At 59.1% G+C, this 25,019-nt stretch carries 21 protein-coding genes and 1 pseudogene; 13 read left to right on the top strand and 9 right to left on the bottom strand.

The features are described 5' to 3' along the window. From C7H10_RS08680 to C7H10_RS08660, 5 genes are all read right to left on the bottom strand, one after another. The gene (locus C7H10_RS08680) at positions 1–876 is read right to left on the bottom strand and encodes a DUF3034 family protein (RefSeq protein ID WP_106694559.1); all 876 of its coding nucleotides are present in this window, start codon (positions 874–876) and stop codon (positions 1–3) included. Further along, the gene (locus C7H10_RS08675) at positions 873–3,227 is read right to left on the bottom strand and encodes a putative bifunctional diguanylate cyclase/phosphodiesterase (protein ID WP_106694558.1); all 2,355 of its coding nucleotides are present in this window, start codon (positions 3,225–3,227) and stop codon (positions 873–875) included. The genes C7H10_RS08680 and C7H10_RS08675 overlap by 4 nt, the downstream gene beginning before the upstream one ends. After that, positions 3,227–3,892 carry a methylamine utilization protein gene (locus C7H10_RS08670; RefSeq protein ID WP_106694633.1) on the bottom strand — a complete coding sequence of 222 codons (666 nt, stop codon included), beginning with the start codon at positions 3,890–3,892 and terminating at the stop codon, positions 3,227–3,229. Before C7H10_RS08670 ends, C7H10_RS08675 begins: the two co-directional genes overlap by 1 nt. A 16-nt stretch (positions 3,893–3,908) precedes the next feature. Beyond that, entirely contained in the window at positions 3,909–4,559 is a 651-nt protein-coding gene (locus tag C7H10_RS08665; protein ID WP_106694557.1) for a hypothetical protein, read from the bottom strand. Positions 4,560–4,750: 191 nt separating this feature from the next. Continuing rightward, a complete protein-coding gene (locus C7H10_RS08660) occupies positions 4,751–6,067 on the bottom strand; it encodes an MATE family efflux transporter (protein WP_106694556.1) in 1,317 nt (438 codons plus the stop codon). 283 nt (positions 6,068–6,350) lie between these two features. On the opposite strand from C7H10_RS08660, the pseudogene coxB reads away from it, so the two are divergent. The 4 genes and pseudogenes from coxB to C7H10_RS08640 all read left to right on the top strand — a co-directional run. Further along, a pseudogene (gene coxB / locus C7H10_RS08655) lies at positions 6,351–7,409 on the top strand (cytochrome c oxidase subunit II); the annotation flags it as partial. Positions 7,410–7,466: 57 nt separating this feature from the next. Beyond that, positions 7,467–9,050: a cytochrome c oxidase subunit I gene (gene ctaD / locus C7H10_RS08650; RefSeq protein ID WP_058091851.1), complete on the top strand. Its 1,584-nt coding sequence runs from the start codon at positions 7,467–7,469 to the stop codon at positions 9,048–9,050. Positions 9,051–9,065: 15 nt separating this feature from the next. Then, the gene (locus tag C7H10_RS08645; protein WP_061331378.1) at positions 9,066–9,668 is read left to right on the top strand and encodes a cytochrome c oxidase assembly protein; all 603 of its coding nucleotides are present in this window, start codon (positions 9,066–9,068) and stop codon (positions 9,666–9,668) included. Between the two features lie 16 nt (positions 9,669–9,684). Continuing rightward, positions 9,685–10,572 carry a cytochrome c oxidase subunit 3 gene (locus tag C7H10_RS08640; RefSeq protein ID WP_106694555.1) on the top strand — a complete coding sequence of 296 codons (888 nt, stop codon included), beginning with the start codon at positions 9,685–9,687 and terminating at the stop codon, positions 10,570–10,572. Between the two features lie 15 nt (positions 10,573–10,587). On the opposite strand, the gene C7H10_RS08635 is transcribed toward C7H10_RS08640, so the two are convergent. Next, positions 10,588–10,797, bottom strand: a complete 210-nt coding sequence (locus tag C7H10_RS08635; RefSeq protein ID WP_061331377.1) for a twin transmembrane helix small protein — start codon at positions 10,795–10,797, stop codon at positions 10,588–10,590. A gap of 96 nt (positions 10,798–10,893) precedes the next feature. Here C7H10_RS08635 and C7H10_RS08630 point away from each other — a divergent pair, with 96 nt between their 5' ends. From C7H10_RS08630 to hrpB, 7 genes are all read left to right on the top strand, one after another. Beyond that, the gene (locus tag C7H10_RS08630) at positions 10,894–11,631 is read left to right on the top strand and encodes an SURF1 family protein (RefSeq protein WP_106694554.1); all 738 of its coding nucleotides are present in this window, start codon (positions 10,894–10,896) and stop codon (positions 11,629–11,631) included. Further along, complete coding sequence (locus tag C7H10_RS08625; RefSeq protein WP_058091856.1) at positions 11,612–12,253, top strand: hypothetical protein; 642 nt, start codon at positions 11,612–11,614, stop codon at positions 12,251–12,253. The genes C7H10_RS08630 and C7H10_RS08625 overlap by 20 nt, the downstream gene beginning before the upstream one ends. A gap of 64 nt (positions 12,254–12,317) precedes the next feature. Next, positions 12,318–13,376 (top strand): COX15/CtaA family protein, encoded by a 1,059-nt coding sequence (locus tag C7H10_RS08620; RefSeq protein WP_106694553.1) that lies wholly within the window; start codon positions 12,318–12,320, stop codon positions 13,374–13,376. Then, a complete protein-coding gene (cyoE, locus tag C7H10_RS08615; RefSeq protein ID WP_106694552.1) occupies positions 13,373–14,293 on the top strand; it encodes a heme o synthase in 921 nt (306 codons plus the stop codon). Before C7H10_RS08620 ends, cyoE begins: the two co-directional genes overlap by 4 nt. 34 nt (positions 14,294–14,327) lie before the next feature. After that, positions 14,328–14,990, top strand: coding sequence for an SCO family protein (locus tag C7H10_RS08610; RefSeq protein ID WP_058091859.1), 663 nt, complete (start codon positions 14,328–14,330; stop codon positions 14,988–14,990). 126 nt (positions 14,991–15,116) lie between these two features. Next, the gene (locus C7H10_RS08605) at positions 15,117–16,319 is read left to right on the top strand and encodes a YbfB/YjiJ family MFS transporter (RefSeq protein WP_106694551.1); all 1,203 of its coding nucleotides are present in this window, start codon (positions 15,117–15,119) and stop codon (positions 16,317–16,319) included. Between the two features lie 372 nt (positions 16,320–16,691). After that, on the top strand, positions 16,692–19,166 hold the full coding sequence (hrpB, locus tag C7H10_RS08600) for an ATP-dependent helicase HrpB (RefSeq protein ID WP_106694550.1): 2,475 nt from the start codon (positions 16,692–16,694) through the stop codon (positions 19,164–19,166). Here hrpB and C7H10_RS08595 read toward each other — a convergent pair. Both C7H10_RS08595 and C7H10_RS08590 read right to left on the bottom strand, forming a co-directional pair. Then, positions 19,120–19,974 (bottom strand): eIF2B alpha/beta/delta subunit family protein, encoded by an 855-nt coding sequence (locus tag C7H10_RS08595; RefSeq protein ID WP_106694549.1) that lies wholly within the window; start codon positions 19,972–19,974, stop codon positions 19,120–19,122. The genes hrpB and C7H10_RS08595 overlap by 47 nt on opposite strands. 72 nt (positions 19,975–20,046) lie before the next feature. Continuing rightward, on the bottom strand, positions 20,047–20,418 hold the full coding sequence (locus C7H10_RS08590) for a DUF6746 family protein (protein WP_106694548.1): 372 nt from the start codon (positions 20,416–20,418) through the stop codon (positions 20,047–20,049). A 147-nt stretch (positions 20,419–20,565) separates the two neighbouring features. On the opposite strand from C7H10_RS08590, the gene C7H10_RS08585 reads away from it, so the two are divergent. Together C7H10_RS08585 and C7H10_RS08580 are read left to right on the top strand one after the other, a co-directional pair. Then, positions 20,566–21,384, top strand: a complete 819-nt coding sequence (locus tag C7H10_RS08585; RefSeq protein ID WP_106694547.1) for an ATP-grasp domain-containing protein — start codon at positions 20,566–20,568, stop codon at positions 21,382–21,384. A 171-nt stretch (positions 21,385–21,555) separates the two neighbouring features. Continuing rightward, positions 21,556–22,731, top strand: coding sequence for a type III PLP-dependent enzyme (locus tag C7H10_RS08580; RefSeq protein WP_106694546.1), 1,176 nt, complete (start codon positions 21,556–21,558; stop codon positions 22,729–22,731). Between the two features lie 173 nt (positions 22,732–22,904). Here C7H10_RS08580 and C7H10_RS08575 read toward each other — a convergent pair whose 3' ends face one another. Next, positions 22,905–24,974, bottom strand: a complete 2,070-nt coding sequence (locus C7H10_RS08575) for a site-specific recombinase (protein WP_106694545.1) — start codon at positions 24,972–24,974, stop codon at positions 22,905–22,907. Between the last annotated feature and the right edge of the window lie 45 nt (positions 24,975–25,019).

Below are 25,019 nucleotides of genomic sequence, written 5' to 3'. Positions count from 1 at the left end.
TCAGAAACTCCCCTGCAGCGACAGATACAGGCCTTGTTGGTCTTCCAGTGTGGCAATGTCGCCCAGGCTTACGAAGGCGCCGGTAACTGCCAACCGACGGTCCGGGACCCAGGCTATGAACAGGTCCCACCAGTCATCTTCGGCGGCAAAATTCAGGTTGTCCGGCTTTTGCCGGTACTCCGCTCCGACCAGCCACTGACGAGTGAGGAAAATTCCTACGCCGCCTTCCATCATTACCTCATGGCTATTGTTTTGGTCACCGCCGAAACCTAGCAATCCGCCTTGGTTGGCCCGAGTTGCTCGGGCCGTCAGGTTAACCAGCAGGTTGCGATCCAGAACCGCGGCGAAGAATAGTTTGCTTCCACTGAAGTAGATATCGGTACCAGTGTCATCACGGGCACCGATTGCGGAGGGCACGGTAAAATCCCGCTGGCGCTTGTACTGTACCCCGGCGGACAATTGGCCCCAGGGGCTGTATAACACGTCGCCGGCGAGTCGGACCTTGGCCCCGAATATATCCAGGTTCAGTTCATCCTGTTCAAGGCCGAAGCCGTCTTTGAGGGTAAAGACCAAACTGTCCAGGTCTAGGGTCTGCCGTGCTACGGTGAGCTCCAGCCGGTTATTCCAGTTCAGCCCGGCACCAGTGACCGTGAGCGAGTAATCGTCCACTTCGGCACGGCTGAGTGCCAGGGTGCCGCCCCATTCCTCGTCGCTGGCATAGCTGCCCAGCAGTGCCCAGGGGACCAGGCCACCGCCGGCACTGCCCTCAATGGTGGTGACGCCTCCGGTCGCCCAAATCCGGCTGCCAATGTCGGCCATGGCGGTCGATGCCATCAGAAGCGCCATGGTGAGTGTGACCAACAGTCTTGCTGTCATTCTGAATACTCCGGGTTGGGTTGGCTCAGCTCCCCTTTGCGGTCGGCCAGGGCCTGTGCAGTCTCCGGCAGGTCCTCAGGATGAACCGGGCGGCTGAGGTAAAAACCCTGGCCGAGGTTGCAGCCCCAATGTTGCAGCAACTGCCAGGCTTCCAGATTCTCAATGCCTTCGGCCACGACTTTCAGCCCGAGGCCGTGGGCCATATCAATAGTGGACTTTACGATCAGCTGGTCCTGGGGCTCGGAATCCAGCTGCAGCACGAACGACTTGTCGATTTTCAGCTCCTGTACCGGCAGCTTGCGCAGCTGGGACAATGAGGAGTAGCCGGTGCCAAAGTCATCCACCGACAGGGTTACGCCCAGCTCCCGGAGCTGGTTCAGGGTGGCCATGGCCTCCTCCGGATCCTCCATCAGTGCACTTTCAGTGACTTCCAGGGTGACCCGCTCCAGATCGTGGTGCCAATCGTTAAAGGTTTCCGCGATGTGCCGGGTCAGGTCGGGCCAGGTCAGGTCCATTGCGGACAGGTTAATGGCGACGCCCGCGTCGACACCCTGCTCATGCCATTGTCGGGCATCCCTGGCGACCCGTTTCAGGATATGGGCCGTCAGATCGTGGATCTGCCCTGACTGTTCGGCGAGAAAGATGAACTCTTCTGGGGACACAAAGCCCAGTTCCGGATGAATCCACCGTACCAGGGCCTCTACCTGCACCAGCTTCCCGGTCTGGCTGTTCAGTTTTGGCTGGTAGTTCATGTGCAACCCGTCACTCAGGATAGCGGCATGCAGGTCGGTGATCAGTTTCAGTTCTCTGAGATGGCTCTCATCCTGCCCAGGCTGGTATCGGGTAAAGGGTTCTGGGTTTGCCTCGGCCTGTTCGAATGTCAGGTTGAGCCTGCGGCGCAGAGCATCGGTGTCTGAGGCGTCCTCGGGCAATTCCATGGTTACCATGGTGACGCGCAGGGAGAAGGGAGTCTGGTCCACCTGCAGCGGAGACTCAATGAGTGCGTGCAGTTGACGAATCCTGTGGTTGCGTCGCTCCGGGGGCAAGGGGGGAATCAGGGCCAGAAACTCGCCGCCGCCGGTACGGGCAAGGATTCGGGCATCCTGAAGTTCCTGTTGCAGGCGTTTTGAAATACCGATCAGCACCTTGTCGCCGAACTCCAGGCCCAGGGTATCGTTAATGTCGGAGAGGTCGTTCAGCCGGATACCCAGAAGGATGCCCTGGGCTTTTTGTTCAAACAGATCGGCGGCTGCCTGCATCAATGCGTTGCGGTTGCCAAGGCCAGTGACGTCATCATGGGTGGCCGCATAGCGGATCTGGGCTTCCCTTTCCCGGAGACCGGACAGCATGTCCCGCAGGGCGTTCCTGAGCTGGGTCAGTTCGCCGCCGGCCCGGATTGTGGGGGGGCGAGGGGTATTTCCTTCACCGATTGCGCGCGCGTAGCTTGCCAGTTGCAAAACCGGACGCCCCAGATTCCGGGCGATAACCAGGGCCAGCACGATGGCGAAAATAAGGATGGCGGTCACCAGCAAGGCAATTTCCACGGCCCGTCGGTAGTAGTTCTGAAGCGTGGCATCACGGCTGATCAGCAGCACTGCCTGGATGGCGGCGGGCTCCGATTCGCCAAGGTTGATAATGCGTGTGAAATAGCCGGCGCTCTCGATGAAATTGGCGTCCCCCGATGCCCCGGCGAGCTCCTGTTCAAGGTTGTCGTCAATGCTGGCGGTGGCGGCGAAACTGCTCAAACTGCCAGTCTGGTTTGATTGGGCCCGAAAAATTACCGATGTGCCACTGAGCCGGGCAATCACCTCTGCCAGGGGTTGGTCCATGGCGAAACCGGTGACCAGCCAGGCTCGAAGTCCGGGCGCCTCAATCGGAATAACAAGAACTTCGTAACCCTTACCGTCGATTGCCCGCAGTGACCGGGTGAAACCGTTGCGGCGGGAGTTGCTCAGCTGTTCTTGTGATATTTGAGGAAAGGGTTGTTGCAGTGTCGAGGCCAGAGGCTTTCCCTGGCTGTCCAGTAACAGCGCAAAGTCAGCACCCACCCTGCCGCTGTGATTTTCGAGAGCGCTGTCAATCGTGGCCGGGTCTCCGCTGGCGATGGCAGAACGGAAACCGAAATCCTGCACCACGACACTGAGCCGCGACAGTTCCAGCTCGGTGCGCCGGTCAATGACTTCGTTGGTCAGCCGTTTCCCAATGGCCAGTTGTTCCAGGGCCCTGCTTTTTTCATCCTCGAACAGGTACACCATCAGCAGGGCAACGATCACAAGACTGACCAGAGCGACCAGCGAGATCATGGCGGTAATGAGTCGGCCGCGGAACCCGAGACGAGCAGCCAAGGCCATTACAGTTTCCGGAAGCGTTGCTGGAGTCGGTCCAGGGAGCCTTCTGTGGCTGGCGCGGGTTCCAGATCGAGGGTAACGACCACTGTTTGACTGCCGTTCCCTATTTCCCGAGTTACCGGGTGAGTGTTATCTGGCAGGCGTGGGTGCCATACGTTCAAGGTTATGCTGCCCTGGTTGTCTTTGGCGCCCCCGGGATCGATGGGCAGGGTAACCTGACCATGTTCGTTGGTCTGGCCGAAGGTCGAAGTGTCTGTGACCACCACAAAGCCTTGCATGTGATCATGTATGTTGCAGCCCAGCTCAACGATGCCAGGTTTGTCGAATATGATCGGGGCGGCAGGGCGATCAGCGTAGAGTTCGATATTGAACGTCTTTGCGGGTGAAAACGAGTAGACGTGGTGTTGTGTATTGTCACGGTTCGGAAAATCCACGCTGGATCCGATGGGAACAACCAGAATATGAGGGTGGAAGGCACGATCCTTCTGATATATTTCTGCGATTACCGGGTCGGGCCTGAGGCCACTGGGCACCGAAACCACGGCATTGGCAACAGGCGCATCGCTGCCAACAAGCCTGACGGACACTGACAGTTCGTGGCCACTCGTTACGGCGGGTATTGCCGGCATTGAAAGGAGCGCCGTCAGGGTGACTGTGGACGTTTTCATGGATTCCTCGAGCACATCAGACCATACCGGAACCGAGCGAAAATCGAATGTGATTCCGTACTAACAGGTTCTCCCAATAATGCCGCATCCAGTCCCAGGCTCGGTTGTTGACTTGGTCGATAAAAGGATCAAGATCAAGATTGTAATAATCCGGTGTGCCGGCGATCTGCAGTACGGTGACGGTAATGGAATCATCGAGTTCGTTAGCGAATGGCTCGCCAATCAGTTCGTGGGCCAGCAGGTTGGCACGGGTTGCCTCCAGATCCACCAGTTCGCTGGCTCGAATTGAGCGGTTACTGTCGTGCATCTCTTCCATCAACCGATGACAGAGGTAGGCTCGTATCAGAAGCCCATCCAGACCGTCGTATTGCACCAACAGCACGGACGGCTGGGTAAAGTAGCGGATAGCGGCGTCGACGAAAGGCTGAAACAGCTGGGACTTGCCGGCCTCCCGTGCGCAGGCATCAACACACTCGATCAGTCTTGGCGCCATTTCGATGTATTCGACGGCAAACTGGAACAACGACGTGGCCGGCTGATAGCCGTCAACCACGATCGCTGTGGGCAGTTGGGCGGCTTTCTCCTTCATCTGCCGGAGAAATGCGCCGGAGCGGGCTTCCTTTCGCCTTGCCTGGTCAATGATGTTGAGAACAGCCTTTGGTGTCATTTCAGGAGATGCCAGTGTATGAACAAGTTGAGGTCGCAAGGCGTTCCCCCTGGGTCGAGGAGTACACGGGCAAAGGCGCCAATGCTGAATCACAAACGCCCCCGCCGTTTCTGATCAGTGTAGCCAAGATTTTGGGCTCTGCTGTGGTTATGACAGAAGTTAACCTTTCACGGCCAGAACGCGGTTCAGGGTCAGCTCTGGCTGAACCAGGTGTCCTGGCGGGTATAACGCCAGCAGAGCCAGCCCATGCTGGCGGCTCTTGCCAACATCAGGGCTATGAGCGACAGCCAGAGCCCATGGTTGCCCCACCCAGTGCTCAGCCACCAGACCGGCAGGAACACGCCAAGGGCCGAAAACAGCATGGTGTTCTGCATTTCCCGGGTGCGGGTGGCGCCGATGAATACACCGTCCAGCAGGAAACCCCATATCGCGGCCAGCGGCAATAGCCACAGCCAGGGCAGGTACTGCCAGGCCGCGGTGCGCACCTCTTCCAGCCCGGTGAGCAGGCTGATCAGCCATCGACCTCCAAGGACAAAGGCAATGGTCAGTATCAGCGAGCCCCATAAAGACCAGCGCAGGGCGCTTCGGAAAGCCAGGCGAAAGCGCCGCCGGCTGCCCTTGCCAACGGCTTCGCCAATCAGTGCCTCGGCGGCATTGGCGAACCCGTCCAGGGCATTGGAGATCACCAGCAAAAAGGTAATTAGCACAGCATTGGCGGCCAGGATCACATCGCCTTGGCGGGCGCCTTGGGCAGTGAAAAACGCCAGTACCAGCAGCAGTGCGATGGTCCTGACCATGATGTAGCGATTCACCTGCAGAATCGCCAGGTAATCGGACACCTGGCCGATCAGCGCCCGGGTCAGCCGCTGGCCTTCGGGCATTCTGCGTAACACGATGGCAAAACCGATCAGGGCGGCACCGTATTCGGCGATGACCGTGGCCAGGGCCACGCCGCGACTGTTCCAGCCCAGAACCGTCACAAAAAACACATCGAGCACGATGTTGATGCCGTTGGCGATGATGAGCATCACCATAGGCCCCCGGGGGAACTGGGTACCAATAAGCCAGCCCACCAGGGTGTACTGGCACAGTACCGCCGGCGCGCTCCAGATCCTGATTGCCGCGTATTCGGCGGCCAGCTCGGCCACCGCCGGGCTGGGTTTCATCAGGGTCAGGCCCAGGCTGATCAGGGGCTTATGAAATACGATGAGCATCAGGCCGATGCCGACCGCCAGCACGATGGAACGCAGCAGCAGCGCTACCTGGGCGAAGGGGTCACGTTTGCCCCAGGCCTGGGCCGCCAGCCCCGTGGTTCCCATGCGCATAAAGCCGAATGTCCAATACAGAATACTGAACAGGTTGGCACCGACCGCCACAGCACCAAGGTATTCCGGACTATCCAGGTGGCCCAGCACGGCGGTGTCCACCAGGCCGAGCAGTGGCACGGTCAGGTTGGTCAGCATCAGCGGCCAGGCCAGTGCCCAGAGGCGATGGTCTGTACTGGTCATTATGGGCCTTTTATGAGTTATGGTTCTCAAAATTCCGTGTTTATCCGTTTTGGATTTAAGGATTTTTTAGCCTTTTCTTGATCTGTGTCTATACTCGATCCTGATGTATCCATAATCAGGCTTTCACTCTGAGGCCATCCGGTGTTGCGAGCGCCGGGGTGTGTCGCAGGGGGATGACGCAAAATCCGACAAGAATAACACTCTGTGGAGACACAGTATGCGCGTGCATGCCAAGCGGGCAGTAGCCCTAGCCGCTGGTCTGTTGTTGCCGGTCACTGTCATGGCTGACTGGACCATGAACATGTCACCCGGGGTGACCAGCACCAGTAACCAGATTTTCAGCCTTCATATGACCATTCTCTGGATCTGTGTCGCCATTGGCGTCATCGTTTTCGGGGTCATGTTCTGGTCAATCTTTGCTCACCGCAAGTCCCGGGGTGCCAAGCCCGCGAACTTCCATGAGAACACCGTGGTGGAGGTGCTCTGGACCATTATCCCACTGGCCATTCTGGTGGCCATGGCGATTCCCGCCACCGCGACACTGGTCGAGATGTACGACACCACCGAATCGGATGTCGACATCAAGATCACCGGTTACCAGTGGCGTTGGCAATACGAGTACATTGACGACGATTTCAGTTTTTTCTCGAACATGTCGACGCCGCGCGACCAGATCCGCAATCGTCAGGCCAAGGGTGAACATTACCTGCTGGAGGTCGATAACCCGCTGGTGATTCCTGTCGGCAAGAAAGTCCGTTTCCTGCTCACCGCCAACGATGTCATTCACTCCTGGTGGGTGCCGGCATTTGGTGTGAAGAAAGATGCCATTCCCGGGTTTATCAACGAGACCTGGACCCGGGTGGATGTGCCCGGCACCTACCGTGGCCAGTGTACCGAGCTTTGTGGCAAGGACCATGGCTTTATGCCGGTGGTCGTCAAAGCGGTGCCTGAGGAGGAATACAACGAATGGGTGGCGGAGCAGAGAGAAATGGCTGAAATGGAACGCCAGTTGACCGAGAAAGACTGGACGCTCGACGAGTTGATGGAGCGTGGTGAACGGGCTTATGCAACCGCCTGTGCCAGCTGCCACCAGGCTGATGGTACCGGTCTGCCTCCGGCGTTTCCGGCTCTGAAGGGCAGCCAGATGGCGCTGGAAGACATGGAGGGCCATATCGATATCGTGGTGAACGGTGCGCCGGGCACAGCCATGCAGGCCTTCGGCAACCAGTTGAGCGAGGTCGACCTTGCCGCGGTGATTACCTACGAGCGGAATGCCTGGGGTAACAACACCGGCGAAATGGTCACGCCCAAAGAGATTTTTGATTACAAGAACCAACAGTAATCAACGCCAGATAACAACAATCACCAGCCATAACAAACGGCGGTAACGGGGGTTTTCATGAGTGCGGTTGCAGATACCCACACCCAGGACCATCATCATGGCCCGGCCAAAGGCATTAGCCGCTGGCTGTTGACCACAAATCATAAAGACATCGGGTCGATGTACCTGATCTTCAGTTTCGCCATGTTCCTGCTGGGTGGCAGCATGGCGATGGTGATTCGGGCCGAGCTGTTCCAGCCCGGCCTGCAGATTGTCGAGCCGGAATTCTTTAACCAGATGACCACCATGCACGGCCTGATCATGGTGTTTGGTGCGGTTATGCCGGCCTTCGTCGGCCTGGCCAACTGGATGTTGCCGCTGATGGTGGGGGCGCCCGACATGGCCCTGCCGCGGATGAACAACTGGAGCTTCTGGCTGCTGCCCTGTGCCTTCCTGATTCTGGTCTCTACCCTGTTCATGCAGGGCGGTGCTCCGGACTTTGGCTGGACCTTCTATGCACCGTTGTCGACGACCTACGGGCCGCCGAGTACCACCTTCTTTATTTTCGCGGTGCACATCATGGGTGTGTCGTCGATCATGGGGGCCATCAACGTGATTGCCACCATTCTGAACATGCGGGCGCCGGGTATGACCCTGATGAAAATGCCCCTGTTCGTATGGACCTGGCTGATTACTGCCTTCCTGCTGATTGCTGTCATGCCGGTACTGGCTGGTGTGGTCACCATGATGCTGATGGACATCCACTTCGGGACGAGCTTCTTTGATGCTTCCGGTGGCGGTGATCCGGTGCTGTTCCAGCACGTGTTCTGGTTCTTCGGGCACCCCGAGGTGTACATCATGATCCTGCCGGCGTTCGGGGCCATCTCGCACATTGTGTCTGCGTTCTCCCGCAAGCCACTGTTCGGTTATGCCTCCATGGTGTATGCGGTGGGTGCGATCGCTATCATGTCGTTCATGGTCTGGGCGCACCATATGTTCACTGTGGGCATGCCCTTGGCGGGCCAGTTGTTCTTCATGTACGCCACCATGCTGATTGCGGTGCCCACCGGGGTGAAGGTGTTCAACTGGGTGACCACCATGTTCCGGGGCTCCCTGAGCTTTGAGGCGCCGATGCTGTTCTCGGTGGCCTTTATCATCCTGTTTACCATTGGCGGGTTCTCCGGACTGATGCTGGCCATCGCGCCGGCGGACTTCCAGTACCACGACACTTACTTTGTGGTGGCGCACTTCCACTACGTACTGGTGCCGGGTGCCATCTTCGGCATCTTTGCCTCTGCCTACTTCTGGCTGCCCAAGTGGACCGGCCACATGTACGACGAAACACTGGCCAAGACGCACTTCTGGTTGTCGTTCATCGGTATGAACCTGGCGTTCTTCCCCATGCACTTCCTGGGGCTGGCGGGTATGCCGCGCCGGATTCCGGATTACGCCCTGCAGTTCACCGACTTCAACATGATCTCCAGTATCGGGGCGTTCATGTTCGGGGCAACCCAATTGCTGTTCCTGTTCATCGTGGTCAAGTGTGTGAAGGGCGGCAAGAAAGCGCCCGCCAAGCCCTGGGATGGTGCTGAAGGTCTTGAGTGGACCGTGCCGTCACCAGCGCCTTACCACACCTTCTCCACTCCACCGGAAGTGAAATAACCGGGAGACTGCACCATGTCTGAGCAAACAGGTGAGAAAACGCCAGAGCGTAAAAGTAATGCGAGGGTGATTGGCTGGTGCCTGTCAGGGGTGGTGGGCATGTTCGCCTTCGGGTTCGCGCTGGTGCCGTTGTATGAGGTGTTCTGTGAGATCACCGGCATCAACGGCAAAACCGGTGGCCGGTATGAAGCCAGTGCCACCCAGCAGGTGGATGAAAACCGGACCGTGACAGTTCAGTTCCTGGCCAGCAACGGCCCAGGTATGACCTGGAAATTCCGTCCGGTGGTTCGAAGTGTGCAAGTGCATCCGGGGGAATCGGTAACCATCAATTACTATGCCGAGAACCCGACCGATCAGCCCATGGTTGGCCAGGCGGTACCTAGCCTGGCCCCCTCCGAAGGCACTCTGTTCTTCCACAAGACCGAGTGTTTCTGCTTTAACCAGCAACCACTGGAAGCGGGGGAAAGTGTGGAAATGCCGCTGATCTTTATCGTTGACCGGGACTTGCCGGAACACATCACCAAACTGACCTTGTCATACACCCTGTACGATCAGGGCAAGCAGGCGGAAGTTTCAAAGTCCGACCGGGCGCAGACAACAACTAACAATAACGGCTAAGCCATCGGAGACAGTTATGGCGGATAACCAGACCTATTACGTTCCCGAACAGAGCAAATGGCCCATCGTTGCCACTGTCGGGCTGGGGGTGACCCTCTACGGGGTGGCCTCAATCATGGTCAATGGCAAACAGGGTGAAAGCACCACCGGCTCCTGGATCATGTTCATGATAGGCGCCTTGATCATGGCGTACATGCTGTTTGGTTGGTTTGGCGCGGTCATCCGTGAGAGCCGGGCCGGCCTGTATAGCCCCCAGATGGACCGTTCGTTCCGCTGGGGTATGAGCTGGTTTATCTTTTCGGAAGTGATGTTTTTTGCCGCCTTCTTTGGCGCGTTGTTCTATGTTCGGGTGTTTGTGGTGCCCTGGCTGGGTGGTGAAGGCGACAAGGGCAGCACCAACATGCTCTGGGAGGGGTTCCAGGCCAGCTGGCCGTTGGTGAACAATCCGGACCCGCAAGCCTATCCGGGCCCCACGGAAGTCATCGGCCCCTGGGGCTTGCCTCTGATCAACACTATCCTGCTGGTAACCTCATCCTTTACCGTTACCATTGCCCATCACGCCATGAAGGCGGGTGACCGGGCAAAGATCAAACTCTGGTTGATGGCGACCATTGCGCTGGCGGTTGTGTTCATGTTCGTGCAGTCCTATGAATACCTGCACGCCTATCGGGATCTGGACCTGACCCTGCAATCCGGTATCTACGGCAGTACCTTCTTTATGCTGACGGGCTTCCACGGTGCTCACGTATTCCTTGGCACCTTGATGCTGGTGATCATGCTGATACGCGTAAACAAGGGCCATTTCACCGCCGACAACCATTTTGGTTTTGAGGCAGCGGCCTGGTACTGGCACTTCGTGGATGTGGTCTGGCTGGGGTTGTTTGTGTTCGTCTATGTCATTTGACAACGATGTTGGCCATTACGGGACCGGGGTCGGGTTAAGCACAAGATCTCCGGTCCACAGGGAGGTCAGAACCACGGCAATCAGCAATACGCTCAACGCCACCCGAACTGCAAGGGAGTTCACCACCCGGCTGGTTTTGCCACCGTCGCGGATCAGGAAAAACAGGCCACTGAACAGGCTGACCATAACCGCCAGAAGCAGTACGACGATGAGAAGTTTTAACATGGGGTGTCCCTGTTGTTGAATGATTGTATGGGCGGTGGCTCCGGAGAAATGTGGGAACCTGATATCACTATAGCAAAGCATGGGTAGGTTCGGTTGATGAATCGCCGATGGCAGTTTGACTGGCGATTGCTGATGTTCAGCGGGTTGCTGTTGCCGGTGCTGCTGAGCCTGGGCGTCTGGCAACTCAACCGGGCAGAGGAAAAGCAGTTGCTGTTGGCGGCCTGGCAGCAACAGGCCAGCCAGAGTGATTGGCCAGCAATTGTCTCAGGCGAATTAGAAAAGGGGCAGCCGGTTGTTCTGACCGGCTGGTATACCGAATACACCTGGCTACTGGATAACCGAACCCGTGACGGCGTGCCCGGATACGAGGTGTTGACCGTGTTTACGCCGGTAGAGGGGCCGTCGCTGGTGGTCAACCGTGGTTGGGTTCGCGGCCCCCGCACTCGGGATCAACTGCCGGAAATCGACACCCCGGGCGGACTGTTTACCCTGGAGGGACGGCTGGATGATTACCCGGTGCCTCCGGTGCTGGCGGAGGATACCGGCCCTGCCAGTGGCTGGCCAAGACGGGTACAGGCATTACCTCAGGCCACTGTTGAAGACACGGTGGCCAGTCCGGCCGGGATGGTCCTAAAGCTCTCAGACAGCGAGCAGCCGGGTGCTTACCGCGCTGATCATGCACCGGATGTGATGGGCCCCCAGACCCACTACGGATATGCTGTGCAATGGTTTGCGCTTGCTGCAGCACTGACTATATTGACGTTAGTGGCGAGTTATAAAAAAAATGAAAGAATCCGAAAGACAGGAGCCGATAATGACAACGACAACGGCTGATTCCGTGACCGGGCAGGACCCTCTCAGCCCGGAACAGGTTCGTCGTGGCAGGCGCACCGCCTTGCTGCTGTTTGCGGTGGGTTTTGGGCCGATGATTCTGGCCACCATCATGTTTTATACCGGCTGGTTGAATCCGGTTGGTCATACCAACGAAGGCGAGCTCCTGATGCCGCCTGTGCCGGTGCAGGCATTGAATCTGGAAACCTCAAACGGGGTGCCGCTGGCAGAGCGCTTCGGTGCTGATCAGGTCGACCCTAACTGGCTTATGCTGGTGGTCTCCGGTACTTGCGGCAGTGATTGCGAGGAGCTGCTGTATCTGGCCCGCCAGGTCAACATCGCCCTTGGCAAAAATGCACCTCGGGTCAGCCGGGCAGCAGCGCTGGGCTCTGTGCCAGCAGGGCTCGAGCAACGCTGGCAGGCAGAGTACAGCTCCATGGAGCGACTGCGCCCGGCGCCCGGCGCTGCAGCGGCCTGGCCCACTGGCGTGTCACCCGAGACAGCCCCCCGGATCTTGCTGATCGATCCTTTCGGTAACGTGATGATGCATTACGGCACCGAGCACACTGGCAAGCAAATGCTCAAAGACCTCAAGCATTTACTGAAGTTGTCGCAGATTGGCTGACCAGGGAGAACGGAACGTGACGCAACAGTTTTCCCGGGAGCATTCTGCTCAAACGGTTAAGAAAATGGCCCGCTGGTCCACCGCTGCCTGCCTGCTGGCGGTGGTGGTGATTATGCTCGGTGCCTGGACCCGACTGGTGGATGCCGGGCTGGGTTGCCCTGACTGGCCGGGGTGTTACGGCTTCCTGACGGTGCCCCAGAGTGAAACCCGCATTGCCATCGCCAATGCCCGTTTCCCCGAGACGCCGGTGGATGTGTCCAAGGGCTGGCCGGAAATGATCCACCGCTACGCTGCAGGCATACTGGGCCTGGTGGTGTTTGGTCTGGCCGCCATCGCGGTTCGCAATCGCCGGGCAGGCGTGCCGGTCAAATTGCCACTGTTCATCGCGGCCTTCATCCTTCTGCAGGGTGCGTTTGGCGCCTGGACCGTGACCCTCAAACTCTGGCCACAGGTGGTCGCCCTGCATTTGTTGGGTGGGTTCACCACGCTCACCTTGTTGTTATTGCTGACACTACGTCTGCGCAAACGATCCCGGAGTGTTGCTCCGTCAAGCACTGCATCGCCAGCCCTCGCCCGCTTGCGCCCCTGGATGTACGGCGGTCTTTTACTGGTGATTATGCAAATTGCGCTGGGTGCCTGGACCGCAGCTAACTATGCCGCTGTAGCCTGTACCGACCTGCCTACCTGCCAGGGGCAATGGTGGCCGGAAGGAATGGATTTCCGGCATGGTTTTGATATTACCCAGCAGGTTGGCCCGAACTACCTGGGCGGCCAGCTGACGGCGGACGGCCGTGTGGCGATCCATGTTACCCATCGCCTGGGGGCCGTCATCGTGCTGGGCTATTTCCTGGTGCTGCTGGCGCTGCTGTGGCGCCATAGGAGTGACAGCGGGCTGGATAGCAGTATTCTGCTGGTTGCGGCGGCACTTGTGGTACAAATTGGCCTGGGGTTGGCCAATGTCTGGTTGCACATACCGCTGGCTATCGCCGTCGCGCACAATGCCATGGGCGCCGGCCTGTTACTGGCCATCGTGCATCTGATCTGGCATCACCGGCAGTTGCCGCAAGCACACACATCCCCCGCAACCCATACAACAACCATAAACCGGGAGGTAACGGCATGAGCGAGCAAGTCAAAGCGCTGCCGGCCGAGGAGCATGCGAGTTCCCTGAGCAAATCCATTTCCTGGCGGGACTACCTGGAGCTGACCAAGCCCCGGGTGGTGGCGCTGATGATCCTCACCTCGGTGATCGGTATGCTGCTGGCAGCACCTGGCGTGCCTGGCTGGGGCGTTTTGCTGTATGGCAACCTGGGTATTGCGCTGCTGGCTGGGGCGGCGGCCGTCGTTAACCACGTTGTGGATCAGAAGATCGACACCGTAATGGCTCGCACCCGTAAGCGTCCGGTAGCCACAGGACGGATTGCTGCCATTGATGCCCTGCTGTTTGCCACCGTACTGGCGGCCGTTGGTATGGTTGTGCTGGTCTGGCAGGTAAATGAACTGACAGCCTGGCTAACCCTGGCTTCACTGGTGGGTTACGCCGGGGTGTATACCCTGTTCCTGAAGCGGGCCACGCCACAGAACATTACCATTGGTGGTCTGGCAGGCGCCATGCCCCCCTTACTGGGATGGACCGCCGTTACCGGTCAGGTAGAGGGCCACGCCCTGCTGCTGGTACTGATCATCTTCGCCTGGACACCGCCGCACTTCTGGGCCCTGGCCATTCACCGTAAAGAGGAATACGCCAAGGCTGGTATTCCCATGCTGCCAGTGACCCATGGCAACAAGTACACCGAGCTGCACATTCTGCTGTACACCCTGATGCTATTGGCGGTCAGCCTGCTACCTTTTGTCACAGGGATGTCAGGTGGTATTTACCTGATCGGTGCACTGGCACTAGGCTTGAGGTTCCTGCAATACGCCATCCGGTTGTTGAAGGGCGATGACCGGCGGGTGGCGCTGAACACCTTCAAATACTCCATCACATACTTGATGGCGTTGTTTGTGGTGCTGCTGGTGGATCATTTTGTCTATTTTTGAATGACAGTTTCCGGGTTTATAAAGTGGAGGCCCCATGGGGCGATCGTTACGCATCACGTTGTTTGTCTTGTTCCTGGTGGTCATGCTGGTGTTCGGCCTGACGGTTGGCCGGCAGGTGTTCCTGAAAGGAGCCGGTGAATCGCCAGTGGCGGCGCCCGACCTGAGCCAGTACAACACTTATGTGTACGAGCAGCCAAGACCCCTGGCGGAGTTCACCCTTACCAACGAACAGGGTGAAACCGTCACCCGCGATGACCTGAAGGGCCAGTGGACGTTCGTGTTTGTGGGCTACACCAACTGCCCGGATATCTGCCCGGCGGCCATGGCCAACCTGCGCCAGACCGACAAGCTGTTGTCGGCGGATGTGCCCAAACCGGACTACCTGTTGGTCACGGCAGACCCGGAACACGACACCCCGGAACAGCTGAAAGCCTACACCGGCTTTTTCGGTGAGAACTTCCATGGCCTGACCGGCGACCTGGAGACCCTGCGTGAACTGGCCAAGAGTGTCAGCGCCGTGTTTGTTCATCGGGAGGTGGACGGGCAACTGCTGGTGGACCACAGTGGTCACTTCGCCTTGCTCAACCCCGAGGGCCAGCTTCAGGCCCTGATCCAACCGCCCCATAAGCCCCAGGAGCTGGCCCAGGCCTATCAGCGCATTACCCAGTGGGCCAAGGCCCGAAACCCCGGCTCCTGAGCCCGTGGCCCGTTCGGCGGGCGAGCGGCTTGGACCCTATCCTGCGAAAGTCACACTGACAATTAATCGGTAGTGACCTACACTGCTCGGCCGTTTCATTGATCGACACGACCTCCGGGCTGCGCTATGACCAACTCGCACTCTGCTGACCAAAGACAGCTGTTTACCGTTCTGACCGCCGGCGCCCTGGTGCTGCTGGTGGTGCATGGCCTTGGCCGGTTTATTTACACCCCGCTGTTGCCCTACCTGGTTGCAGACGGCCAATTCAGCGCAGCGGATGGCGCTGCCGTCGCCACCTGGAACTATCTTGGATACCTGATGGGCGCCATGCTGGCCATTCGCTGGCATCGGATTGACCAGATCCGTGTCATGCTGCCGCTGTTCCTCGCTATCCATGTGGTCACCACACTGGTGGTCACCCAGATCGACAACCTCACGGTTATATTCGCAAGCCGCTGGCTGAACGGCGTGGCCAACGGCGTGGTGTTCGTGCAGGCGCCTGCTTTGATACTGGAGTGGCTGGTGTTGCGCAACAGGGCCTCGCTCAGCGGCCTGGTCTATATCGGTGTGGGCATCGGCCTGCTGGTGTCCAGCGGACTGGTCACCGGTTCTGCGACCCTGCTTGAAGGCGCCGAGCGCTGGTGGCCCGCGGCGGTGTTGTCGATACCAATAGCCTGGTGGGGCGCCATGCAGCTTCGCAGGCTGGACGTACCGGTGCGCCAGCACGACGATTCCGGGCAGGTGGTCAGCAATACCCCGTTACTGGATCGCGCGAGTATTCCGTTGTTCCTGTCCTATGCCGGGGCTGGCCTGGGGTACATCCTACCCATGACCTTCCTGCCGCTGCTGGCCAAGATGACCTTGCCCCAGGGCCACGGGCTACTGGACGGCACCTGGGTGATCGTAGCCCTGTTTACCATTCCCGCACCCTGGCTCTGGAACAAGTTGGGGGCCCTGATGGGGGATCTGCCGGCATTGAGGCTGAATTTCCTGATCCAGCTGGCGGGGGTGCTGGCGGCGGTGGTCTGGCCTGGGGCCTTGGGGTTGGTCCTGTGTGCAGCCCTGGTAGGCGGCACGTTCCTGGGTACGGTGCTGCTGACTCAGCGTATCGGACGGGCATTGCATCCTCATCAGGGGCCCCGGTTGTCGGCGGCGATGGTGGCGCTTTACGGTTTCACCCAGATGGTTGGGCCGTGGCTCACCAAACAATGGCTGGATGCGGGCGGAACCCTTGGGTCTGCCTTCGGTATTGGAGTGGCGGCGCTGGCATTTGGGCTTTTGTTTGCGTTCTTTGTGCCTAGTGCTGACTCTTGGCATTCGCGGTCTTGATTTGGCCCCAGACTGCGGGTTCTGGGGGATTGATCGGGGTGGTGGGGTATTTTTTGCCTTGGAAATGAAACTCGCTGCGCTCAGACATTCATTTCCGGCGGAAAAAAATACCCCACCACCCCGCTCTAGCTGACCATGGCGGTTCCGCTGAAGAAAAAATTGCCGGGTGTGTTTGACAGCATGAGCCGCTTAACCCCAGACAGACCATGGTAACCTCTGGATATACCCTTAAAGTTACGCAGGGTGTGGGGGTGTTTTGGTTTTTTTGACCGAATAAAGGTGTCTGAGCGAAGCGAGTTCTTTTTCGGCCAAAAAAACCAAAACACCCCCGCGCCACACCCGAAACCAGCAGGCTAAACCCAACCACACCCCATGCTCCCAATAGAACACATACTCCCAGAGCTGAAACAAACGCTGAAAGAGGGCACCACGGCCCTGCTTCAGGCCCCGCCGGGCGCGGGTAAAACGACAAGGGTTCCGCTGGCTCTGTTGGATGCCCCGTGGCGGGACAACCGGAAGATCCTGATGTTGGAGCCCAGGCGGCTGGCGGCGCGGTCGGCGGCTCGGTATATGGCGAAGCAGCTTGGGGAAGCGCCGGGGCAGACGGTGGGGTATCGGACTCGTCTGGATACCAAAGTGTCAGGTAGCACCAGGATTGAGGTGGTGACCGAGGGCATTCTGACGCGCCTGATTCAGAACGACCCGATGCTGGAAGACTATGCTGCTGTGTTGTTTGATGAGTTTCACGAGCGCTCCTTGCAAGCCGATCTGGGATTGGCGCTGGTGCGGGAGAGTCAGCAGGCCCTGCGGGAAGACCTGCGATTGCTGGTGATGTCGGCCACGCTGGACACCGCGCCCATTGCCCGGGTACTGGGGAATGTACCTGTAATCACCAGCGAGGGCCGGGCGTTTCCGGTGGAGGTGATGTACCGGCCCCTGCCCCGTAATGGCCGGGTTGTGGATCAGGTGGTGGCGGTGGTTCAGGAAGCGCTTCGGGATCAGACCGGCTCCCTGCTGGTGTTCCTGCCCGGGGCCGGGGAGATTCGGCGAGTGGCGCAGCAGCTGGCGGGGCAGTTGCCGGCTAACGTACTGCTGGCCCCCTTGTACGGTAATTTAAAGTCCGAAGAACAGGACCGGGCGATTTCGCCGGCGCCGGATGGTACCCGAAAGATTGTGCTGGCCACGGCGATTGCCGAGACCAGTCTGACTATTGAAGGCGTGCGGGTGGTGATTGATGCCGGCCAGCAGCGCCGGGCAGTGTTTGATCCTAACAGCGGTATGACGCGCCTAGTGACCGGGCGGGTATCGAAGGCGTCTGCCGAGCAGCGCAAGGGCCGGGCCGGTCGGGTGGAGCCGGGGGTGTGTTACAGGCTGTGGAGTGAGTCGGAGCAGTTCGGGTTGGCGGACTACACGCCGCCGGAAATCCAGCAAGCCGACCTGGCGCCGGTGGTGCTGGAATTGGCCCAGTGGGGGGCCCGTTCCCCGGAGCAGGTGGGTTGGATTGATGCCCCGCCGAAGGCGCACTGGCAGCAGGCGGTGGCGTTGTTGCAGTGGCTGGAACTGCTGGATGCCGAGGGAGCCATCACAGACCACGGCAAGGCGGCCCGGGAGCTGGGCCTGCACCCTCGCCTGGCCCATATGGTGATCAAAGGCCGTACCCTGGGGCTGGGCCAGCTGGCGGCCGAGCTGGCGGCGCTGTTGGAGGAGCGGGATCTGCTCGGGCCAGGCTCCGGTGCGGATCTGCATGAACGGATTCGGGTGCTGCGGGGCGAACGCGGTCATCGCGGGCTGGATGCCGCACGGGTGCAGGCGGTTCGGCAGGCGGCAAAACGACTGTGCCGTGGCCAGCTGGCACAGGATTTACCCTCGGAAACCGACGTTGGGCGGGTGTTGGCCCAGGCCTATCCGGACCGTATTGCCCGCCGCCGCTCAGGGGCCATGCCCCGGTATCAGTTGAGTAACGGCAAGGGTGCGGTGTTGCGGGAGGACGATCCCCTGGCTCGGCAGGACTGGCTGGTGACGGCGGATCTGGATGGTAAGGCCCGGGAAGCGACGATTTATCTGGCGGCACCGGTCGATCTCACGGACCTTGAACAGGACCTGGCTAACCATATCGAAGAACGTGAGGATGCCCTGTGGGACGACAAACGCGGTACCATCGTCGCCCGCCGGATCCGTAAGCTCGGGGCACTGGTGCTGGCGGAGAAGCCGCTGAATCAGGTTGCCCCGGAACTGGTTCAGCAGGGGCTGCTGGATGCGGTGCGCCGCAAAGGTCTGGACAGCCTGCCCTGGAGCGATGCGGCCCGCCAGTGGGTTGCCCGGGTGCGATTGCTGGCGGGGCAGTTCCCTGGCGACTGGCCGGAGGTCAGCGACCAGTTCTTGCTGGACACTCTGGAGACCTGGTTAGCGCCGTTTATGGCGGGCATGAAGCGCTGGTCTGACCTGGCGGGTATCAATCTGGTTCAGGCCCTGAGTGCCCTGCTGGATTATCCGCAACAGCAACAACTGGACGAACTCGCGCCCAGATCTCTGACTATTCCCACCGGCCAGAATGTCACCCTGGACTACTGCGCTGAAAATGGCCCTGTGCTGGCGGCCAAGTTGCAGGCGTTGTTTGGCTGGACCGAAACGCCGAAAGTGGCGGGTGGTCGAGTACCGGTGTTGATTCACCTTTTGTCACCGGCCCAGCGGCCTTTAGCGGTTACTGCCGACCTGGCCAGTTTCTGGCAGAACGCCTATCCCGAGGTGCGCAAGGACATGCGTGGCCGTTATCCCAAACACCCCTGGCCCGACGACCCACTCACCGCCCAGGCCCAGCAGGGAACGAAAAAATGCCCTTCTCGCTGACCCGCCCGGTCACCAGGTTATCAGGCACCGGTTCGAAGTAGATATTGCGCACGGTTATGCCCGTCTCTGCGGGCCCCTGCAGTTCATCCGCGGGCATTTCCTCGAGTTGGATGCTGTTAACGGTTTCCGGGCTGTCCCGGAAAGTGTCCGCCAATACCCAGAACGGCGTTCCCGCATGCCGCGCGGCCAGGGCTACAAGCAGCGTGCCGCTCTTATTGATAAAGTGATGGTCCGCCAGCCAGCAGTCGCAGCCGGTGAACACAAGGTCTGCTCTCGGCATAAACAGACCGACCTGGGCATCGGTAATCAGTGTGACCGGAACCCCTTGGTGGGCCAGCGCTGTGGCCAGGCCGTGGCCCTCGAAACCGGGGCTGCTTTGGGTGCAGATCACCGAAAACTCCACGCCATCCCGGGCCAGTTCGGTCAGACACTGCAGCACCACAGAACTGGCGCTGTGGGTCAGGATGGTGTTGCCGTGTTGTACAAGTGCGCGGGCGTGGGCGATCAGCTGGCTGGTGGCTGATTCGAGCTCGATGATTAATGCCTGAATGGCGCTTTCAGCTGACTGTAGATTCTCAGCCATTGCTCGTTGCAGGCGGTCGACACTGTTGCCAATCACCACCATGCTGGGGCGGGCTTTGGTCAGGGCAGCCAACAACGGTTCCAGGCCTTGTATTGCCGCCGGTTGTTCAGCGACGTAGCGGTGCAGCTGGCGCAGAGTCGTCAGCGCCAGTTGACTGGCGCCCGAGTGGGTATCCTGTTCAACCTGCTGTAACAGTGCCTGCGCTTGCGGATCAAGAACGGCCATCGCCACTAACCTGTGTTCACCGGGTGAGTAGCCTTCAGGTTAGCAGCGATGGAGAACCGGAACAGCAATCCGTTATCTGATCACTTCCCGACTGACTTCAAGGTACTTCTGCCCGTGCTTTTTAACAGCGTTGCCATTAGCGTGCTCGGAGGCAACGTGAACTTCTTCCAGCACATCCGCCAGTTCGCGCAGTTCCTCATTGATCTTGCCCAGGGCGTTTTCCAGGGTATAGGTCAATTCGTGGACCTCGTTCATGGCCTCGGGGGTCATGTCTCCGGCCAATACCTTTTCCAACTTATTGTTGTATTCCGAGAAGTTGCTAACCGCTTGTTCCAGGGTGTCAGAGGGCTTGCCCTTGAAGTGCTCGACGTCACTGGCGTGGGCGTTGGCGCCGAATGCAAAGGCGGCGCAGGTGAGGGTGGCAAACATCAGGTTTTTGGTCATGGGTAGCTCCTTTTGTGTTAATGCAAAGTATTATCATTTATATTCGCTCTGTCCATGACGCCGGTCAATTATTTTTCCTGAGGTAGCTTGTCCGGAACCGGATTCTGTATAAAATGCGCGCAACCTATCTGGAGTGCCGCTGACACCATGCACCTGGTTTCCTTTGATATCTTCCGTACCCTTGGCTTTCCTGACACCACAGTACTCAAGCCGGAGCAGTTCCTTCGACACAAGGACCTGCTGCGAGACGCCGACTGGGTGCTGTTCCCGGAATACTGGCAACTGAACGCCCTGGTCCATGGGCTCAAGTGCCGCGTGTTTCCAAGCGAGGCCAGCTACCGCATTGGTCATGACAAGGTGGAGATGACCCGTGCGTTCCAGACCGTAGCGCCGGAACACACCCCCTGGACGTTGATCGAAGCCAACGGCCCCCAGGAGCGGGATCTGATCTGGGACACCATGGCCCTGCCCTTTGTGGCGAAGCTGCCCAAGGCCAGTATGGGCGAAGGAGTGTGGCTGATTGAAAACCGGGACGACTGGCGCCGGTACTGCGAACGTACCCACGTACTTTATGCTCAGGAATACTTGCCTATCGACCGCGATGTGCGGGTTGTGGTGGTGGGTGACCGGGTGCTGACGGCCTATTGGCGAACCCAGGCGGAACAGGGCTTCTACAACAACGTGGCCCGGGGTGGGAAAATTGATACCAGCGAGGTGCCAGGGGTGGTCACCGAATTGGCCCTGCGGTTGGCGAGAGAGTTGGGAGTAGACCACGCTGGCTTTGATATAGCGCTGGTTGACGGCTACCCCTACGTTCTGGAATTCAACCGGCTGTTTGGCAACCAGGGGCTCGGCCAGGGCAGCGATCTAAAAGAGGCCATTCTGGATTATCTGAACAGGCAGAGCTGCCCCCAGGATCCGGACGGGCCGACAGAGCCGACGCCGCTTTGGCCGGTGGCGGTGTGATACAGAATTCTCTGCCAGAGGTCCGGTTTCCGTTGCCGGATTTATGGGTATATATGCGCATTTGCGGTGGTCAGAAAAAAGCCTGATGATCGCGACTATTCACGGGTAACACGGCGAGGCTGTGCTACCCTTTTTTTATGCCCGTTTACCCTGTGGAGGGACACACCACCCATGAATCTGAACCCCAACGCTGACATCGCCGATTATTACAGCGCCGAGACCTTCAAGCGGATCAAGGACTTTGCCGACGGCAAGGAAACCCCGTTTGTGGTCATCGACACCCAGACCATTGACCGTCAGTACGAGGAGCTGGTGGAAGGGTTCCCGTACGCCAAGGTTTACTATGCGGTTAAAGCCAACCCGGCGCCGCAGATTCTGACCATGCTGCGGGATAAGGGTGCCTGTTTCGATATCGCATCGGTGTATGAGCTGGACAAGGTGATGGGCCTGGGCGTGACCGGTGATCGCATCAGTTATGGCAACACCATCAAGAAGGCGAAGGACATTCGCACCTTCTACGAGAAGGGCGTGCGCCTGTTTGCCACTGACTCCGAAGCCGACCTGCGCAACATCGCGAAAGCGGCGCCGGGCTCAAAAGTGTATGTGCGCATTCTGACCGAAGGCACCCTGACCGCAGACTGGCCGTTGTCCCGCAAGTTTGGCTGCCAGACGGATATGGCCATGGACCTGCTGATCCTGGCTCGCGATCTGGGCCTGGTGCCTTACGGTGTGTCATTCCACGTGGGTTCCCAGCAGCGGGAAATCGGCGCCTGGGATGCGGCCTTGAACAAGGTGAAGGTGATTTTTGAGCGCCTGAAGGAAGAAGACGGCATTGAGCTGAAGATGATCAACATGGGCGGTGGTTTTCCGGCCAACTACATCACCCGCACCAATGAGCTGGCGGTGTATGCAGAAGAAATTGCCCGTTTCCTGCGGGAGGATTTTGGCGACGATCTGCCGGAAATCATTATTGAGCCGGGGCGGTCGCTGATCTCTAACGCCGGTGTGCTGGTGAGTGAGGTGGTGCTGATTTCCAGGAAGTCCCGTACCGCGTTGCACCGCTGGGTGTTTACCGATGTGGGCAAGTTCTCCGGGCTGATTGAGACGCTGGATGAGTCGATCAAGTTTCCGATCTGGACCGAGAAGTCCGGCGAGGGCGAGGACTGTGTGATTGCGGGGCCGACCTGTGACAGTGCCGATATCATGTATGAGCACCACAAGTATCCGTTGCCTTTGAATCTGGCGATTGGTGACCGGATGTACTGGTTGTCGACCGGGGCTTATACCACCACTTACAGTGCGGTGGAGTTTAATGGCTTTCCTCCGTTGAAGGACTACTACATCTGAGTTTGGGAGTCTGGCCGCGGAGCGGGGAGGTCTTTTCCTCTGGAAAAAACAACTCGCTTCGCTCAGACATCTTTTTTCCGGCGGAAAAGACCTCCCCGCCCCACGGCCTGCTAGCTGTGTTCGGGGAGTCTGATTTTCGTCACTGTTTTGTGGGTCGCTTTGGCGGCCCTTTTTTATTTCTGTAGGGCCTTTTGGCGCTGTTCTTTGTTTTCGGCCTTGGTTTGCGGGCTGTCGGGTTGAGCCTCTTTGAGGTCGTCTGGTTCCGGTAGCGGATCTCTTGGCGGGTAAATCAGCGCCATGGGGTTTTCAGCGACCACCTGGAACCAGGCTTTGATCAGTTTCGGGAAGCTGGATATCCGGGTGTTTCTGGCTCTGAGTGCCACGTTCAGGGCCAGGGTGAAGCTGACGATGAGGTTGACGCCGCCGATCAGCAGGGCGAACAGGGTGAACAGGGCGAAGTCGCTGGCGCCGGGGATGAACACGGTCATGGCGTAGCCGACGTCGGCGGAGGAGAAGGCGACGTGGCGGATGTCGATGGGCAGGGCCAGGAGGTAGCCGATGTAGCCGGTGACGCCGAGCAGCACGCCGAACACGAAGTTGCTCATCAGGGCGCCGTAGTGTTCAGCCACGTAGGCGCCGAAGCGGGCGCGGGTTTCCGGCGGCATCAGGGGGCGCAGCAGGGGGTGTTGTTCCAGGCGTTCGGCCAGGTTCAGGTAGGCTGCGCGGTTGTCGAAGTAGCCGGCCACCAGGCCTGAGAAGAACAGCCAGACACCGGCGATGGCGGCGTACATCAAGGCCAGGCTTTGCCAGGGGTGGATGCCGGTGAGCATGTAATCGTAGCGTTCGGTACTGATCAGCGGAACGCCTTGCACATGGCTGTATAACGAGCCAACGGCGAAAGCCACAGAAAGGGCGACGGCGACGTTGCCCATGATGGCGACGAATTGGGTGCGGCCAACCCGGACCAGCAGTTCCGCCAGTTTGCGGGCGTTGGCGCGGCCCTGCTCGCCCTGCTCGACTTTTTCGGCGATGCTGGCGGCAGTCATGGCGGGCTGTTTGGTGGCCACGGTGCAGTGCAGCATGTGGATGATCATGAAGCCGATGCCGTAGTTCAGGCTGACCCAGAGGGTTTCCCAACCCTTGGTCAGGTCCAGTTGGAGTATCTGGATTTTGATCAGTGCCATGAAGGCGATGATAAACCCGCCGCCGGCGCCTGAGGCCAGCATGGCCAGGTATTCTTTTCGGCTGCCGGCGATGTAATGCTCGCCGTGGTCGCTGGCGTTCTCGGTGACGCTGCGGGACATCAGCCTGAGATTGGCGCGCCACAGGGCTCTGACGCCGTGGCGCTCGGCGCTGGCCTGGACCAGGGTCTTGAACAGTTCCACGGAGCGATTGAGCCGTTTAACCGGGTCTGCCGGGTCCAGAATATCCAGCAGGTGTTCAATCCGGTCCAGGGTCTGGTGCAGCCGCTCCAGCAGGTGGGTCAGCGCCATGGTGGAGCCGGCGGTGACGGATTTGCGTTGCAGTCGGTCAATCTCTTCACGGCATTGTTCAATCAGTACCCGGGCGTGGGCATCGTCCAGCTCAACGGATTCCTTTTCCTGCAGGGCATGCCCCCAGGATTGCACCAGCGCGGCGATTTCCCGCTGAAGGGCCACGAAGGCGGATTCCCGGTCGATGATCTTCGGGTTCAAGCGCAGGATGTTGGGCTCCAGTTCCTCGGCGGCGACCCAGATGGACATCATCTCCAGGGCGTTGAGCATCTGGCTGTAAATGCGATTGCGGGTGCGTTCCAGGGCCGAGGGCGAAAAGTGCCAGAGGGTAGTCAACAGGCGGATTAAAGCCTCATCGGGGATGCGGTGAATCCATTCGGCATCGTCTTTGCGGTGGAACACCACAAACAGCACGTTCTTGACGTTGTTGCGGTCTTTGGGGGCCGGGTTGATTCGCTCGTAAAGGCGCTCGCCGATTTCTTTCAGGAAGCCCCGGCGGGAATAGAGCCCCAGGCCAGACAACAACTGGAAAAACTGTGCCTGGTCGAGCCATTCCTGCAGCCGGCCAGAAACTGCCAGGTGTACGTCCAGGTTCTCGGTCAGGGCCGCTTCCAATTGCTTCATGCGGTCAACGGCGTTGTGGACGGTTTCGCTCCGTTGCGGGCGAATCCAGTCCACCACCAGGCTGAGTGTTTTCAGGGCGCTGGTGTCTTCATCCGCGAGCTGGTTAATCAGGGTGGCCAGTTTCAACACAGAGTCCTTGCTTGAGCATGGGGCTTAACGGCTTCCATACGA

Source organism: Marinobacter shengliensis (assembly GCF_003007715.1).
GTDB classification, from domain to species: Bacteria; Pseudomonadota; Gammaproteobacteria; order Pseudomonadales; family Oleiphilaceae; genus Marinobacter; species Marinobacter shengliensis.
The sequence above is the reverse complement of the archived record's forward strand: the minus strand, read 5'-3'. Positions and strand labels throughout refer to the sequence as shown.